We start from the raw sequence: 15,792 nt of genomic DNA, 5'->3' as shown, positions 1-15,792 counted from the left end.
GTCAGTGGAGGCGCATTATAGGGAGTTATTTCAGGCTGACAAGGGGAAATTTAAAATAATCTTCCGAGTGCGTATTTTTTCATCAAAACCACTTAAACCGACAGTTTTTCGAGCGTTTTAAAGCCATAGCGCTGTAGCACAGGCAATAATTGTTCAGCCTCTGTCGTCATTGCCATACAAAATGCAACGTTCTCATCGGTTGATTTCGCATCTGGTGCTTCATGCTCTAACAACCAGACCGTGCGGCGCGCTATCGCGGCACCAGAATCCACCAGCCTCGTCCCCTCGGGAAGGACCTGTAAAAGTTCTTCCTGTAATAGAGGGAAATGAGTGCAACCGAGCACTACTGTGTCAGGTGGTTCAGACATCCGAAGCCACGGACGCAGAATACGCCGCAGCTCTTCCAGAGAAACTGTTTCACCGTGCAGCTTCGCTTCCGCCAGTTCCACCAGCTCAGCAGAACCCAACATTGCAATTTGGCATTCGTTAGCGAATCGCGCAATCAGCTCATGGGTATACGAGCGCTTCACCGTTGCACGTGTAGCCAGTAGCCCCACAACACCGTTCGCCGTGAGTCGCGCTGCCGGTTTAATCGCAGGCACCACGCCCACAACCGGGAAAGCAAATTTCTCACGTAACGCAGGGAGCGACACCGTGCTTGCTGTATTACACGCGATGACCGCAAGAGAGAGGGGATAGCGCTGCTGGACCGCAGTCACAATCTCAACAACACGCTCGACGATAAACTCCTCGCTCTTCTCTCCATAAGGAAAAGCGACGTTGTCGAAAGCGTAGATATAGTGGAGATCCGGCAGAAGACGCCGGATCTCGTCATAGACCGACAACCCACCGACGCCGGAATCAAACACCAGCACGGTGGGACGGGGATCAGAAGGTGTAGCTGCCAGACAAGGTGTATTCCCGTCCTGCAGTTGCGTAGCCATAAACTGTCTCGTAATCTTTATCGAACAGGTTGGCGATTTTACCACGAACTGTCAGCTGTGAGGTGATTGGATATGACACGGCAAGATCCCACAGGCTGACCCCGCCCATTTTTACAGGCTGATTGGTGGCAAAGTCTTTGTCGTATCGCGTTCCTAAATACTGATACGTTAAACCCCAGTCAAAATCATACACCTGCCAGTCAAGCTGGTACTTCACCTGCTGTTTTGAACGACGCGCAAGCGGCTTGTCGGTAATCTCATTGCGTGCATCAACGTAATCGTAGCTCAGAGTGTGTGCCAATGGCCCAGTATCGAAGTTCGCAGTAGCCTCAACACCTTTAATACGTACCTTGCCTTCGTTATAGTATTTTTTGATGTGGGGGTTGTAATCGATCATGTCATCAATATCGTTGCGATATCCTGACAAACGCCAATTCACATCCGCCGTTAGCCCTTCAAATGCCCCTTCCCACTGCTTGCTCTCTTCAGGATCTAAGTTGGAATTCCCGTACATTCCATAAAGTTGTCCCAGATTAGGTGCCTTATAAGAAGTACCGTAGGACGCAATAAAGCGATAGCCTTCAATAAACTCCCATCCGGCGCTGGTTTGCCATGTGCCATGACGGCCAAATTGGGAATTGTCATCACTACGCGCTGCACCTTCGAAGGTGAAATCACCCAGTTGCTGTAATCCCGTCAAATAGAGACCGGTATTACGCTGGTCGTAACCGTCCGTAACATACCCGGTGCCTGGCTCCGTAGTTTGCTTTTGCCAGTCGACGCCTGCGCCTACGTTACCGTGGCCAAGCACCATACTGTTGGACCACTGAATATTATATTGCTTCATGTCATCCAGCGTGGCCGAGGAGTCATAGCGACCATAATCCGGATCATAGTTGTAGTCTTTGCTATGGCTAAAGCTTGAAACCAGTTGCGACTGGATCAGCTCACTATTGAAGCGTAGTCCGGCATCCCAGCTTTGGCTGTAGAGTTGTCGAGTATCGACTAACGGTGATCCTGGATGATAATACGCGTCATAATCTGTACGATTATCATAGCCATAGCCGCGAACAAACCCGCTCCATGTATCGGAAAAGTTGTGTTCCAGCGCGCCATACAGCGTCTTACTTAAGAAGCCATCTTTGTCGGGTTGCGCCTGAGACCCCGTATTACCATAAGCAACGACATCAAAGCCTTTGGTATACGCATAGTCTCCCATCAACGTGACGCGCGTATTTTCACCTAGCTGTTGTTGGGTTGAAACATCGTAATTCTGATACCCATTACTTCCCACTCCGGCTGTCAGTTCCGTCCCCGGCTTTTCACGCGTGGTAATAATATTCACCACGCCGCCAATCGCATCGGAGCCATAAACCGCCGAACGCGGCCCACGAATGTATTCAATACGTTGTACTAACGAGACTGGGAACTGGCTGAGGTCGGCCGCGCCGCTAACCCCTGCCAAGTTCAGGCGTACGCCATCAACCAGCACCAGAACATGGCTGGCGTTTGTACCACGAATAGAAATAGACGAGTTTTGCCCCATTCCCCCGTATTGGGCGATATCTACACCAGGCAGGCGGCGAAGCACATCATTGACGGAAGTGGATTGCCAGCGATCGATATCCTGGCGAGTAACAACGGTGATAGGAGCAAGTACTGCACTACGAGGCTGCTGAAAACGGTTGGCAGTAACGACGAGAGTATCTGGGCTAGTATCCTGTGCCCAACCAGAAAATGCCGTGACGGAAAGTGCCGTGCACAGCAACGATTTTTTAATCATTGTAAAGCATCCACAATATAAGAAGGATGCCGCAGGTCCCACCGATAGTACGCGATGATGAAAGCCAGATGCGACGTTAGCCGGCAGGTCTTCGGGCTTGGAGGCAACTTAAAGAGACGATAACTTCCCACGGCATGCCGCAGTGTCTGCACCAGGTGCGCTCATCCCCTACCTTCCTTACCGCTGCGCGTCAGCTCCAGATTCACACTGGATTCCCTTTTAACTCACAGGACCGGAAAACGGATGCTACAGTTTGTTACAACCCACTGTCCAGACTGCGTATCACAATATCGGAAATCATCAATGACTGGACATCTGATGAGCAATCCCTACAATCCCCGCGTACTTTTATTTTTCAGGACGCATCATGACCCCCGAACACCTTCCGACAGAACAGTACGACGCACAGTTAGCTGAAAAAGTGGTGCGTCTGCAGAGCTTAATGACGCCATTTTATGCACAGGCTCCGGAAGTGTTTCGCTCACCGGTCAGCCACTACCGTATGCGCGCGGAATTCCGTTTGTGGCATGACGGTGATGATCTGTACCACATCATGTTCGACAGCCAGACCAAAAACCGTATCCGTGTCGACAGCTTCCCGGCAGCCAGTGAGCTTATCAACACGCTAATGACGGCAATGATCGAAGGCGTTCGCAACAACCACGTCCTGCGTCACAAACTGTTTCAGATTGATTACCTCACAACCCTGAGCGGTCAGGCGGTGGTATCGATGCTGTACCATAAAAAGCTGGATGATGAATGGCGTCAGGAAGCTGAAGCGCTGCGGGATGCGCTACGGGCGAAAAACCTGAATGTGCATCTGATTGGCCGGGCAACCAAAACCAAAATCGAGCTGGATCAGGACTACATTGACGAACGCTTGCCGGTTGCGGGTAAAGAGATTATCTATCGCCAGGTTGAGAACAGCTTCACCCAGCCGAACGCCGCCATGAATATTCAGATGCTGGAGTGGGCGATTGATGTCACCAGGGGCTCAAAAGGCGACCTGCTGGAGCTGTATTGCGGCAATGGCAATTTCTCGTTAGCCCTGGCACAAAACTTCAACCGCGTACTGGCGACGGAAATCGCCAAGCCGTCCGTTGCTGCTGCACAGTACAACATTGCGGCTAACCAGATTGAAAACGTACAAATAATCCGCATGGCGGCCGAAGAGTTTACTCAGGCGATGAACGGCGTTCGCGAGTTCAACCGTTTGCAGGGAATCGATCTAAAGAGTTACCAGTGTGAAACTATCTTCGTTGACCCACCGCGCAGCGGTCTGGACAGCGAAACGGAGAAAATGGTGCAGGCGTATCCGCGCATTCTGTACATCTCCTGCAATCCGGAGACGCTGTGTAAAAACCTGGAAACGTTAAGCCAGACGCACAATGTTTCACGTCTGGCGCTATTCGATCAGTTCCCGTATACGCACCATATGGAGTGCGGCGTACTGTTAACCAAGAAGTAAGACAGAACGTAGGCTGGATAAGCACTACCTGTTCAGATTGCCGGATAGCGGCTTTGCCTTATCCGGCCTACCGCTACAACTGTTACTCCGCAATTTCCTGTTTACGGTTACGGACTTTAAAGCCGATCCAGAACACCAGAATCACAGACAGTACCGCCGGGAAGAAGTTAGAGCCGATATCCGGATATTCAGCGCGTACCACGGTGCTGTACAACAGAACGCCGAGGATAAAGCAGGCGGCAGCCAGGCCCGGCAATCCCACAGGCATGGTGCGGTTCTGATAGCGTTGATGCAGACAATACACCGTCAGCACCAGCGAAATGATCGGGAATACTGAGAATGGCACAATGGAGCTAAACAGCGCCGCAAATGTACCATTGATCGATAAGCCAGCAACCAGCGCCAGCAGCAGCGTACCTTTATCTTGACCTGACTGTTTCATTGCTTGTCCTTCTCGTTACTCGGAGTGGTGCGTCATCTTCTCTTGTTCACGGCGGTACCAATAAAATGCGCCTTTCGCGATCATGCGTAGTTGCAATACCAGCCGCTCTTCCAGCTGTCGGCGCTGCTCAGCGCCAACATCCAGTGCTTCTGCCCCGGCGCTGAACACAATGGTTACCATGGCTTCGGCTTGTGCTTCAGTAAACGCACGAGGCATATGGTTTTCGAGTTCCAGATAGTCCGCAAGTTCCGCGATGAAGTGCTGAATTTCACGAGCGACCGCTGCACGAAACGCTGCGGATGTCCCCGAACGCTCGCGCAATAATAAACGGAAGGCGTTAGGATTGTTGCCGATGAACTCCATAAATGTTGAGACCGAGGTGCGGATCACACTCCCGCCCTTCGCGATACGCTGGCGCGCCTGGCGCATCAACTGACGCAGCATCAGACCGCTCTCGTCCACCATCGTCAGGCCGAGTTCATCCACATCGCGGAAATGGCGATAAAACGAGGTTGGCGCAATGCCCGCTTCACGAGCGACTTCGCGTAAACTGAGGCTGGCAAAACTACGCTCAGCGCTGAGTTGACTAAATGCGGCTTCTACCAGCGAACGCCGGGTTTTCTCTTTTTGTTGCGCTCTAACGCCCATCACGATGTCTGAATCCTTCCACATACCTTGCTGGCACTATACCAGAGATTAGGCGGTTGGCATGGCTTTGTGAATGATTGTTTACGCGCAGTTTGTGCTTCGACTTCGCAAAAAAGCACAACGATAATTGGGTTATCTCAACAACGATGTTACTATTCTGTTGCTTTTATGTATAAGAACAGGTAAGCCTGACCATGTCACATTCTTACGATTACGATGCAATAGTAATAGGTTCCGGTCCCGGCGGCGAAGGCGCGGCAATGGGTCTGGTTAAGCAAGGAGCGCGCGTCGCGGTAATTGAGCGCTATCATAATGTCGGCGGAGGTTGTACCCACTGGGGCACCATCCCGTCGAAAGCTCTCCGCCACGCCGTCAGCCGCATTATTGAATTCAATCAGAACCCACTGTACAGCGACCACTCCCGACTCCTTCGTTCTTCTTTCGCCGATATTCTCAACCACGCTGATAACGTTATTAATCAGCAAACGCGTATGCGGCAAGGATTTTACGAGCGCAACCACTGCGAAATTTTGCAGGGAAATGCCCGTTTTGTTGATGAACACACGATCGCCCTGGAATGTCACGACGGTACGGTGGAAACGCTGACTGCGGATAAGTTTGTTATTGCCTGCGGTTCGCGTCCTTATCGCCCTGTTGATGTCGACTTTTCGCATCCCCGGGTTTACGACAGTGACTCTATCCTGAGCCTGCACCACGAACCCCGTCATGTGCTGATTTATGGCGCAGGGGTCATTGGCTGTGAATATGCGTCGATCTTCCGTGGAATGGACGTCAAAGTTGATTTAATCAACACCCGCGATCGTCTGCTGGCATTCCTCGATCAGGAGATGTCCGACTCGCTCTCTTACCACTTCTGGAACAGCGGTGTGGTCATTCGCCACAACGAAGAGTATGAGAAGATTGAAGGTTGCGATGACGGCGTCATCATGCACCTGAAGTCCGGTAAGAAACTGAAGGCCGACTGCCTGCTGTACGCCAATGGCCGTACCGGTAATACCGATTCGCTGGCGCTGGAAAACATTGGTCTGAAAACCGACAGCCGCGGGCAGCTCAAAGTGAATAGTATGTACCAGACGGCGCTGCCGCATGTATACGCCGTAGGGGATGTAATTGGTTATCCGAGCCTGGCATCGGCGGCCTACGACCAGGGACGCATTGCCGCCCAGGCACTGGTAAAAGGCGAAGCCACTGCGCATCTGATCGAAGATATCCCAACCGGGATTTATACCATTCCGGAAATCAGCTCCGTTGGTAAAACAGAACAGCAGCTCACGGCAATGAAAGTACCATACGAGGTTGGCCGCGCCCAGTTTAAGCATCTGGCACGTGCACAAATCGTGGGTATGAGTGTCGGAACGCTGAAGATCCTGTTCCATCGCGAAACCAAAGAGATTTTGGGGATCCACTGCTTTGGGGAGCGCGCGGCCGAAATTATTCACATCGGACAAGCGATAATGGAGCAAAAAGGTGGTGGTAACACTATCGAGTACTTCGTTAACACCACCTTTAACTACCCAACCATGGCAGAAGCCTATCGGGTAGCGGCGCTAAATGGCTTAAACCGCCTGTTTTAACGCACTATCGAAATGGCCATCCATTGATCCACGGATGGCCTCTGCCAGCTGTTCATAACGGCTGCGCAGCGGCGAACCAGGACGGTATACCAGACCAATCGTACGACGCGGTTCGGGTTTAATGCATGGCAGATAAACGACACCATCACGCTTACGCTCCGGTGGAACGGCCAGCGCAGGCAGTAAGGTAATACCACTGCCTGCCGCCACCATGTTACGCAGCGTTTCCAGACTGGTTGCCCGAAAATGGGTATCTTCATCAGCACCCGCTTCAAAGCAGAAACCCATCGCCTGATCGCGCAGACAGTGGCCATCTTCCAGCATCAGCAGTTTTTCACCCGCCAGATCGGACATCGGTACACAGTCACGGTTTGCCCATGGGTGATCTTCATAGATCGCCAGCATCATAGGCTCATCAAATAACGGTACTTCGATGAACGCCTCACTCTCTTTGACCAGTGCCAGAATGACGCAGTCGAGCTTGCCGCTATCCAGTTGCGCCAACAGCTGATGTGTCTGCGCTTCATGGAGATACATCTCCAGTTTTGGGAAGGTCTGGTGCAACATCGGAATAATATGCGGCAGCAGGTATGGCCCCACCGTTGGGATCAAACCAATATGCAGCGGGCCAGACATTGTCTCGCCTTGTTGGCTTGCCATCTCCTTGAGCACTTTGACCTCGCGCAGCACGGTGCGCGCCTGATCCACCAGCAGCAAACCGGCCTGGGTGAACAGCACCTTGCGACTCGTACGCTCCAGCAACATGACGCCAAGCTCATCTTCCAGCTTGCGGATCTGCCCGCTCAGCGTGGGTTGGCTAACGTGACAGGAGTCTGCCGCTCGTCGGAAGTGACGATGTTCGGCTAGTGCCACCAGGTATTCAAGATCACGAATATTCATTATTCATCCTCCATCGCCACGATAGTTCGTAGCGATAGGTAGCATAGCAACGAACGATTATCCCTATCAAGCTTTCTGTTTAATAATGCACCACAGAAACGGAACGGTACCCCTTTAACCCTTGAAGCTACTGTCCGTTTTGAGAGTTTCTCTCATACTCGAAATAACTAAAGCCAACGTGAACTTTTGCGGACCTTGCGTCCGCATTTTTTTTGCATAAAAAAGCCCGGCGTCGCAAAGCTCGGCCGGGTTATGGTTTGGTAGGCCTGATAAGCGTAGCGCCATCAGGCAGAACGGCGCACAGTGCCGGATGGCGGCTTTGCCTTATCGGACCTACAGACGTGCCTTCGCGTAGTCGATCGCCTGCGCAACCTGCTGCGGCGACACGCCACCTTTCGCTGCACGTTTATCCAGACACGATAGCAACGAGAGGATCGGGTAAACGTCATCACCAATCACCTGGCTAAACTTTTGTAAGTCGACAAGCGACAGCGCTTCCAGCGGTTTGCCCTGACGAATCGCCTCGACTACCGTTTCCCCCACAATATGGTGCGCTTCGCGGAACGGGACGCCTTTCGCCACCAGATAATCCGCCAGCTCAGTGGCGTTAGCATAACCCTGCTGCGCCGCTTCCTGGCAACGCGGACGTTTCACCTGGATTCCATCCAGCACCAGCGCGGCCATATGCAGACAGTCCAGCCAGGTGTCGAGCGCGTCGAACAGCCCTTCTTTGTCTTCCTGCATATCTTTGTTGTATGCCAGTGGAAGGCCTTTTAAAGTCATCATCATGCCGGTCAGCGCACCCTGCACGCGACCGCATTTGCCACGGATCAGCTCCAGCGCATCCGGGTTTTTCTTCTGCGGCATCAGAGATGAACCGGAAGTCACACGGTCGGAGAGTTCAACAAAGCCCGCTTCGCCGGTGTTAAAGAAAATCAGATCTTCAGCAAAACGCGACAGGTGTACCATGCCGATAGAGGCGTCGGAGAGTAACTCCAACACGTGGTCACGGTCAGAAACGCTGTCCAGGCTGTTGCGCGTTGCCGAGGCAAAGCCCAACCAACCCGCCAACTGCTCGCGATCGATTTCATACGCCGTACCCGCCAGCGCGCCGCAGCCTAACGGACTGACGTCCAGGCGTTTGAGCGCATCCTGCAAACGGCTCTCGTCACGCGCCAACATTTCAACATAGGCCAGACACCAGTGAGCAAACGTCACCGGCTGCGCACGTTGCAGGTGGGTGTAACCCGGCATGACGGCGTCCTGGTTATTCTCCGCCGTCACCACCAGCGCAGTTTGCAACTGACGATTGGCCGACAGTAATTCGATAACCGTGTCTTTACACCACAGCTTAAGGTCGGTCGCGACCTGGTCATTACGGCTACGCCCGGTATGCAGTTTTTTACCAAGCTGGCCGACTTTATCAATCAGCTTACCTTCCACCCAACTATGAATATCTTCGGCATCGCTTTGCAAAATCTGCTGAGGATTCGCGCGAACCTCTTCCAGCAGGTTATTCAGCGCCTCTTCCAACTGCAGCTGTTCATCGGCAGTCAGTACACCTACCGTTACCAACGCTTTGGACCAGGCCACAGAGCCAACAATATCCTGTTCTGCCAGGCGGTAGTCAAAACGCAACGAGTCGTTGAACTGTTTGAACCGCTGATCTGCTGCCTGTGTAAAACGCCCACCCCAAAGTGCCATAACGAATTTCCTTAATATGATATTTTTGCCCGGTGGCGCTGCGCTTACCGGGCCTACAAAACCCACGTAGGCCGGATAAGGCGAAGCCGCCATCCGGCACATTAATAGTTAAGCCAGAATACGCGTACCAATTGGCGTGCCGTTAAACAGCGCCGGAAGTTGCTCTGCATGACGCCAGGAGGCGATATCCACCGGACGGCCCAGCGTACGCGCGGCATCCAGCGCTGCATTCACCTTCACGATCATGCCATCGGTAATAATGCCCTGTTCAATCAGCTGTTCCGCTTTCGCCGCGGTCATTTCGGCAATGCGCTGGCCTTTGCCATCCAGAATACCGCTCACATCAGAGAGCAGGATCAGATCCGCACCCAGCGTTGCCGCCAGCGCCGTTGCAGCCTGATCGGCATTCACGTTCATCAGCAGACCATCATCAGTGACACCAATAGAGCTCACTACCGGCAGAAAACCGCTTTCCAGCAGCGTGTTAATCAGCTTAGGCGAACCCGGCTGCGCCAGTCCAACATGACCCAGTTCTTTATCGAGCGGCGTCACTTTTACGCTGTCGCCATCGCCAAGATACAGACCAACAGACGCGATGTGATGCTTTTTCGCCCAGGCCAGCAAGGTTTTATTCGCCGTTCCCGCCAGGGCACCGGTAATAATGTCAATTTGATCGGCAGGCGTGACGCGCAGACCATTTTTCTTTTTCACCGGCAGATTCAGCTGCTTCATCAGCTCGTCGACCACGCAGCCGCCGCCGTGCACAATGACCAGCGGACGCTGGTGCGACTCACGATAATTCACCAGTGCGGTAAACAAGCGCTCCAGCGCCTCTTCACTATCCAGTAAAACGCCGCCCAGCTTGATAATTAATGGATTCATTGTTGCACCCTTAAATAAGAGACTGCGTTTGGGCAAAGCCAAAACGAATATTTGCGCACTGCATCGCCTGTGCCGCCGCGCCTTTCAATAAGTTGTCTTCCGTCGCCACAACGATCAGATGCTCACCCTGCACAGCAAACCCGATATCGCAGAATGGTAATCCAACCACATTCTTCAGCGCTGGAACCCCTTTGTCATACAGACGCACCAGCGGTTTATCGCCATACGCCTGTTGCAGCGTCTGAGCCACCTGAGCATGAGTTACGCCCGCTTTAAGGCGGCAAGTGATAGTTTCCAGAATTCCGCGCGGGAAGTTGCCCAGATGCGGGATGAAAATCACTTCAGCCCCCAGATGAGTAGCGATTTCCGGCTGATGACGATGGGTAAACACGCCATACGGTTGCAGGCTTACTTCGCAAAAACTATTAGAGATAGCCGCTTTACGGCCCGCGCCGCTCACACCGCTGGTCGCATTAATTACCGGCCACTGGCTGAGATCCAACAACCCGGCGTCAATCAGTGGTTTCAGCGAAAGCTGCGCCGCCGTCGGGTAACAACCCGGCACAGCAATCAGATTCGCTTCTTTCAGTTGGTCTTCTTTCCATTCCGCCAGCCCGTAAACTGCCTGCTCCAGCAGGTCGGGATGCTGATGGGTAAAACCATAATATTTTTCATAGAACGCGCCGTCATTTACGCGAAACGCACCAGAGAGGTCAAACACCACGCAACCGGCCTGCAAAAACTGCGGAGCCAGGTCATGACTTACCTCATGAGCCGTTGCGAGGAACACAACATCCACCCCTGCGCTAAACTCGCTGATATCTGACATTGGCTGCAACGGTAAATCGACAATGCCTTTCAACTGCGGATGCAAATCGGAGATTAATTTTCCTGCATCATTGCTTTGCGCTGAGACGGTCAAAGCGGTTATGGTCATATCAGGATGGCGATTTACATAGGTCACAAGCTCTGCGCCGGCATAGCCACTGGCGCCCACAATCAGCGTATTCAACATCGGGGCTGCTCACCTTCTTAGATTCTGTTGCCAGGTATAAGCCTTTATCACCTCACCTTACACTTGGTGGGTTTTATTACGCTCAACGTTAATGTATTTTTATTCACAAATACTGCATGAATATTGATACTATCATGACCCGAGGTGTGTCAACAATGAAAAACAATTTACCGCCATTTATCGAGATTTACCGCGCTCTGATTGCCACGCCATCGATTAGCGCTACCGAAGAAGCGCTCGATCAAAGCAATGCAGGTTTAATCACTCTGTTGGCGGGCTGGTTTAAAGATTTAGGCTTCAATGTGGAGGTCCAGCCGGTTCCCGATACGCGAAATAAATTCAATATGCTGGCGAGCATTGGACAGGGCGCTGGTGGTCTGTTGTTGGCGGGCCATACCGATACCGTACCCTTTGACGACGGACGCTGGACGCGCGATCCGTTCACCCTGACCGAGCATGACAATAAGCTCTATGGTTTGGGTACGGCGGACATGAAAGGCTTCTTCGCCTTTATCCTCGACGCGTTGCGTGATGTCGACGTCACGAAGCTGAAAAAGCCCCTCTACATTCTGGCCACTGCTGACGAAGAGACCAGCATGGCGGGAGCTCGCTACTTTTCTGAAACCACTGCTCTGCACCCAGACTGCGCGATTATTGGCGAACCCACTTCACTGCAACCGGTTCGCGCACACAAAGGTCATATCTCTAATGCGATACGCATTCTGGGACAATCGGGTCATTCAAGCGATCCGGCACGTGGCGTTAATGCGATTGAACTGATGCATGATGCCATCGGCCATATCATGCATCTGCGCGATGACCTGAAAGCGCGCTATCACCATGATGCCTTTACCGTTCCGTATCCAACGTTAAATTTGGGCCACATCCACGGTGGCGACGCCGCCAACCGAATCTGCGCCTGCTGCGAACTGCATATGGATATTCGCCCGCTACCAGGTATGACGCTAAACGATCTCAATGGGTTACTTAACGAAGCGCTGGCCCCTGTCAGCGAACGCTGGCCGGGCCGCCTGACCGTATCGGAACTGCATCCACCGATTCCAGGCTATGAGTGTCCGCCTGACCATCAACTGGTAAAGGTGGTTGAGAAACTGCTGGGCGCACAGACTGAAGTGGTGAACTACTGCACCGAAGCGCCATTTATCCAGACGCTTTGCCCGACGCTGGTATTGGGTCCAGGTTCTATTAATCAGGCGCATCAGCCGGATGAATATCTGGAAACACGCTTTATTAAGCCAACTCGCGAATTAATCACCCAGGTTGTGCATCATTTCTGCTGGCATTAACTGCTTGTCACCCCGCTAATCCTTTAGTGGTAAGCGGGGTGATTTTTTAACATTTCCATAAGCAACGCTTATTTGATTGGATGTGAATTAAATAACGTAAATTCACGGCATTTATTCGTTTGCTGAACCGATTTCGCAGCAATTGACGTCACGTGTTTTACGTGGCTTTATAAAAGACGGCTAAAAAGTTAAGTCCGCAAGATTTCGCGTGATAGTCAGGCGTGAAAGATACAGGACATATTCAAAATAGATGGGGTGTCTGGGTTAATATGAACGAACAATATTCCGCGTTGCGTAGTAATGTCAGTATGCTCGGCAAAGTGCTGGGAGAGACCATCAAGGATGCGCTGGGAGAGAACATTCTTGATCGCGTAGAAACAATTCGTAAGCTGTCCAAATCATCTCGCGCTGGCAATGAAGTTAATCGCCAGGAATTGCTCACCACACTGCAAAATCTGTCTAACGACGAGCTGCTGCCGGTTGCCCGCGCATTTAGCCAGTTCCTGAACCTGGCCAACACCGCCGAGCAATACCACAGCATTTCGCCAAAAGGCGAAGCAGCCAGCAACCCGGAAGTGATTGCTCGCACTCTGCGTAAACTGAAAGAGCAGCCCAACCTCAATGACGCCACCATCAAGAAAGCCGTAGAATCACTCTCTCTGGAGCTGGTACTCACCGCCCACCCGACCGAGATCACTCGTCGTACGCTGATCCATAAAATGGGTGAAGTGAACGCCTGCCTCAAGCAGCTTGATAACAAAGACCTCGTCGATTATGAACGCAACCAACTGATGCGCCGTCTGCGTCAGCTCATTGCCCAGTCCTGGCATACGGATGAGATCCGCAAGCTGCGCCCAAGCCCGGTTGATGAAGCCAAATGGGGTTTCGCGGTAGTTGAAAACAGCCTGTGGGAAGGTGTACCGAACTACCTGCGTGAGCTGAATGAACAACTGGAAGAGCATCTGGGTTATAAGCTGCCGGTTGATTTTGTCCCGGTTCGATTTACTTCCTGGATGGGCGGCGACCGTGATGGTAACCCGAACGTAACGGCAGATATCACCCGTCACGTGCTATTACTCAGCCGCTGGAAAGCGACAGACCTGTTCCTGAAAGACATCCAGTTTCTGATTTCTGAGCTGTCGATGGTGGATGCCACGCCGGAGCTGATGGCGCTGGTAGGCGAAGAAGGTGCAGCTGAACCTTATCGCTATCTGATGAAAACCCTGCGTTCTCGTCTGATGGCAACCCAGGCCTGGCTTGAAGCCCGTCTGAAAGGCGAGAAATTGCCGAAACCTGCGGGACTTCTCACCCAAAACGAACAGCTCTGGGACCCGCTATACGCGTGCTACCAGTCTCTGCAGGCCTGTGGCATGGGCATTATCGCCAATGGCGAATTGCTCGACACCCTTAGGCGCGTGAAGTGTTTCGGTGTGCCGCTGGTGCGTATTGATATTCGCCAGGAAAGCACCCGTCATACTGAAGCCCTGGGCGAACTGACCCGTTATCTGGGTATTGGCGACTACGAAAACTGGTCGGAAGCGGATAAACAGGCTTTCCTGATCCGCGAGCTGAATTCCAAGCGTCCGCTCCTGCCGCGTAACTGGGAACCGAGCAACGACACCCGTGAAGTGCTCGACACCTGTCGGGTCATTGCCGAAGCCCCATATGGCTCCATTGCCGCCTATGTTATCTCGATGGCGAAAACTCCGTCGGATGTGCTGGCCGTGCATCTGCTGCTGAAAGAAGCCGGCATTGGTTTTGCTATGCCGGTCGCTCCGCTATTTGAAACGCTGGACGACCTCAACAATGCCGATGACGTCATGTCTCAACTTTTAAATATCGACTGGTACCGCGGCTTTATTCAGGGCAAACAGATGGTCATGATTGGCTATTCTGATTCCGCAAAAGACGCGGGCGTGATGGCGGCCTCCTGGGCGCAATACCAGGCTCAGGACGCGCTAATCAAAACCTGCGAAAAAGCCGGTATCGAACTGACACTGTTCCACGGTCGCGGTGGTTCCATTGGTCGCGGCGGCGCGCCTGCCCATGCGGCGCTACTCTCTCAACCGCCGGGCAGCCTGAAAGGCGGTCTGCGCGTGACAGAACAAGGGGAGATGATCCGCTTTAAGTACGGCCTGCCGGAAGTGACCATCAGCAGCCTGTCGCTGTACACCGGAGCAATTCTGGAGGCCAACCTGTTACCACCGCCAGAACCGAAAGATAGCTGGCGTCATATCATGGATGAGCTTTCCGATATTTCCTGCGAGCTCTATCGTGGATATGTGCGTGAAAACAAAGACTTCGTCCCTTATTTCCGCTCAGCGACACCGGAGCAGGAACTGGGTAAACTCCCGCTCGGTTCACGTCCGGCAAAACGCCGTCCGACCGGCGGGGTAGAGTCTCTGCGCGCCATTCCGTGGATCTTTGCCTGGACGCAGAACCGCCTGATGCTCCCGGCCTGGCTGGGTGCAGGTACCGCGCTGCAAAAAGTGGTTGAAGACGGCAAGCAAAGCGAACTTGAAGCCATGTGCCGCGACTGGCCATTCTTCTCCACACGCCTTGGCATGCTGGAAATGGTTTTCGCGAAAGCAGACCTGTGGCTGGCAGAGTATTACGATCAGCGCCTGGTCAAAAAAGATCTGTGGCCGTTGGGTGCAGAGCTACGCCAACGCCTGGCAGCAGATATCGATGTCGTACTGGCGATTGCCAACGACTCACATTTGATGGCCGACCTGCCGTGGATTGCCGAGTCCATTCAGTTAAGAAATATTTATACTGACCCGCTAAACGTATTACAGGCAGAGCTGTTACACCGCTCACGCCTGGCGGAAGAGCAAGGCAATGCACCGGACCCACGCGTAGAACAAGCATTGATGGTCACAATCGCTGGTGTCGCCGCTGGTATGCGCAATACAGGCTAACGTCCCTCCCCCGTCGCCTTCGTGCTATTATTCGGAGGCGACGGCAAAAACCGCTGTTACAACCACTTCATTTTCAATATATTCCCCCTCGAATATATTCACCAAATGAATATAAAGATGGCAAAACACGATCCTAAGATCGTGATGCTTCAGTTCCTCTTAATGTTTAAGTGCTACTCTTGG

At 52.7% G+C, this 15,792-nt stretch carries 12 protein-coding genes and 1 riboswitch; of the genes, 4 read left to right on the top strand and 8 right to left on the bottom strand.

Annotation, left to right across the window (positions count from 1 at the left end):
* Nucleotides 1–92 precede the first annotated feature (92 nt).
* Nucleotides 93–944, bottom strand: coding sequence for a glutamate racemase (gene murI / locus OGY17_RS02980; protein WP_286606378.1), 852 nt, complete (start codon nt 942–944; stop codon nt 93–95).
* Nucleotides 889–2,727: a TonB-dependent vitamin B12 receptor BtuB gene (btuB, locus tag OGY17_RS02975; RefSeq protein WP_270424065.1), complete on the bottom strand. Its 1,839-nt coding sequence runs from the start codon at nt 2,725–2,727 to the stop codon at nt 889–891. Before btuB ends, murI begins: the two co-directional genes overlap by 56 nt.
* Before the next feature lie 65 nt (nt 2,728–2,792).
* Nucleotides 2,793–2,979, bottom strand: a riboswitch (cobalamin riboswitch).
* A gap of 115 nt (nt 2,980–3,094) precedes the next feature.
* Between btuB and trmA the strand changes: the two genes are divergently transcribed.
* The gene (gene trmA, locus OGY17_RS02970; RefSeq protein WP_032945647.1) at nt 3,095–4,195 is read left to right on the top strand and encodes a tRNA (uridine(54)-C5)-methyltransferase TrmA; all 1,101 of its coding nucleotides are present in this window, start codon (nt 3,095–3,097) and stop codon (nt 4,193–4,195) included.
* A gap of 82 nt (nt 4,196–4,277) precedes the next feature.
* Here the strand turns inward: trmA and OGY17_RS02965 are convergent, their stop codons facing one another.
* On the bottom strand, nt 4,278–4,637 hold the full coding sequence (locus tag OGY17_RS02965; RefSeq protein WP_003825114.1) for a YijD family membrane protein: 360 nt from the start codon (nt 4,635–4,637) through the stop codon (nt 4,278–4,280).
* 15 nt (nt 4,638–4,652) lie between these two features.
* Nucleotides 4,653–5,288, bottom strand: coding sequence for an HTH-type transcriptional repressor FabR (gene fabR, locus OGY17_RS02960; RefSeq protein WP_003028862.1), 636 nt, complete (start codon nt 5,286–5,288; stop codon nt 4,653–4,655).
* 191 nt (nt 5,289–5,479) lie between these two features.
* On the opposite strand from fabR, the gene sthA reads away from it, so the two are divergent.
* Nucleotides 5,480–6,880: a Si-specific NAD(P)(+) transhydrogenase gene (gene sthA / locus OGY17_RS02955; protein WP_003028860.1), complete on the top strand. Its 1,401-nt coding sequence runs from the start codon at nt 5,480–5,482 to the stop codon at nt 6,878–6,880.
* Here sthA and oxyR read toward each other — a convergent pair.
* The 4 genes from oxyR to argC form a co-directional block, all read right to left on the bottom strand.
* A complete protein-coding gene (gene oxyR / locus OGY17_RS02950) occupies nt 6,863–7,780 on the bottom strand; it encodes a DNA-binding transcriptional regulator OxyR (protein WP_008787060.1) in 918 nt (305 codons plus the stop codon). The two genes, sthA and oxyR, sit on opposite strands and share 18 nt — an antisense overlap.
* 333 nt (nt 7,781–8,113) lie before the next feature.
* Nucleotides 8,114–9,484 carry an argininosuccinate lyase gene (argH, locus tag OGY17_RS02945; RefSeq protein WP_286606375.1) on the bottom strand — a complete coding sequence of 457 codons (1,371 nt, stop codon included), beginning with the start codon at nt 9,482–9,484 and terminating at the stop codon, nt 8,114–8,116.
* A gap of 108 nt (nt 9,485–9,592) precedes the next feature.
* On the bottom strand, nt 9,593–10,366 hold the full coding sequence (gene argB, locus OGY17_RS02940) for an acetylglutamate kinase (protein WP_003028854.1): 774 nt from the start codon (nt 10,364–10,366) through the stop codon (nt 9,593–9,595).
* A 10-nt stretch (nt 10,367–10,376) separates the two neighbouring features.
* Nucleotides 10,377–11,381: an N-acetyl-gamma-glutamyl-phosphate reductase gene (gene argC, locus OGY17_RS02935; RefSeq protein WP_286606373.1), complete on the bottom strand. Its 1,005-nt coding sequence runs from the start codon at nt 11,379–11,381 to the stop codon at nt 10,377–10,379.
* 155 nt (nt 11,382–11,536) lie between these two features.
* Between argC and argE the strand changes: the two genes are divergently transcribed.
* Together argE and ppc are read left to right on the top strand one after the other, a co-directional pair.
* Nucleotides 11,537–12,688 carry an acetylornithine deacetylase gene (argE, locus tag OGY17_RS02930; RefSeq protein ID WP_286606370.1) on the top strand — a complete coding sequence of 384 codons (1,152 nt, stop codon included), beginning with the start codon at nt 11,537–11,539 and terminating at the stop codon, nt 12,686–12,688.
* A 269-nt stretch (nt 12,689–12,957) separates the two neighbouring features.
* Entirely contained in the window at nt 12,958–15,609 is a 2,652-nt protein-coding gene (gene ppc / locus OGY17_RS02925; protein ID WP_003825139.1) for a phosphoenolpyruvate carboxylase, read from the top strand.
* The last annotated feature ends 183 nt before the right edge of the window (nt 15,610–15,792 follow it).

The sequence above is a fragment of the Citrobacter sp. Cpo126 genome (assembly GCF_030332445.1).
Lineage (GTDB): Bacteria > Pseudomonadota > Gammaproteobacteria > Enterobacterales > Enterobacteriaceae > Citrobacter > Citrobacter portucalensis.
This window is presented reverse-complemented; position numbering and strand designations above follow the sequence as displayed.

Coding starts and splice junctions, on each gene's coding strand:
- sthA (WP_003028860.1), top strand. CDS start 5,480: ATGTCACATTCTTACGATTACGATGCAATAGTAATAGGTTCCGGTCCC.
- argB (WP_003028854.1), bottom strand. CDS start 10,366: ATGAATCCATTAATTATCAAGCTGGGCGGCGTTTTACTGGATAGTGAA.
- argH (WP_286606375.1), bottom strand. CDS start 9,484: ATGGCACTTTGGGGTGGGCGTTTTACACAGGCAGCAGATCAGCGGTTC.
- argE (WP_286606370.1), top strand. CDS start 11,537: ATGAAAAACAATTTACCGCCATTTATCGAGATTTACCGCGCTCTGATT.
- argC (WP_286606373.1), bottom strand. CDS start 11,381: ATGTTGAATACGCTGATTGTGGGCGCCAGTGGCTATGCCGGCGCAGAG.
- oxyR (WP_008787060.1), bottom strand. CDS start 7,780: ATGAATATTCGTGATCTTGAATACCTGGTGGCACTAGCCGAACATCGT.
- btuB (WP_270424065.1), bottom strand. CDS start 2,727: ATGATTAAAAAATCGTTGCTGTGCACGGCACTTTCCGTCACGGCATTT.
- trmA (WP_032945647.1), top strand. CDS start 3,095: ATGACCCCCGAACACCTTCCGACAGAACAGTACGACGCACAGTTAGCT.
- OGY17_RS02965 (WP_003825114.1), bottom strand. CDS start 4,637: ATGAAACAGTCAGGTCAAGATAAAGGTACGCTGCTGCTGGCGCTGGTT.
- murI (WP_286606378.1), bottom strand. CDS start 944: ATGGCTACGCAACTGCAGGACGGGAATACACCTTGTCTGGCAGCTACA.
- ppc (WP_003825139.1), top strand. CDS start 12,958: ATGAACGAACAATATTCCGCGTTGCGTAGTAATGTCAGTATGCTCGGC.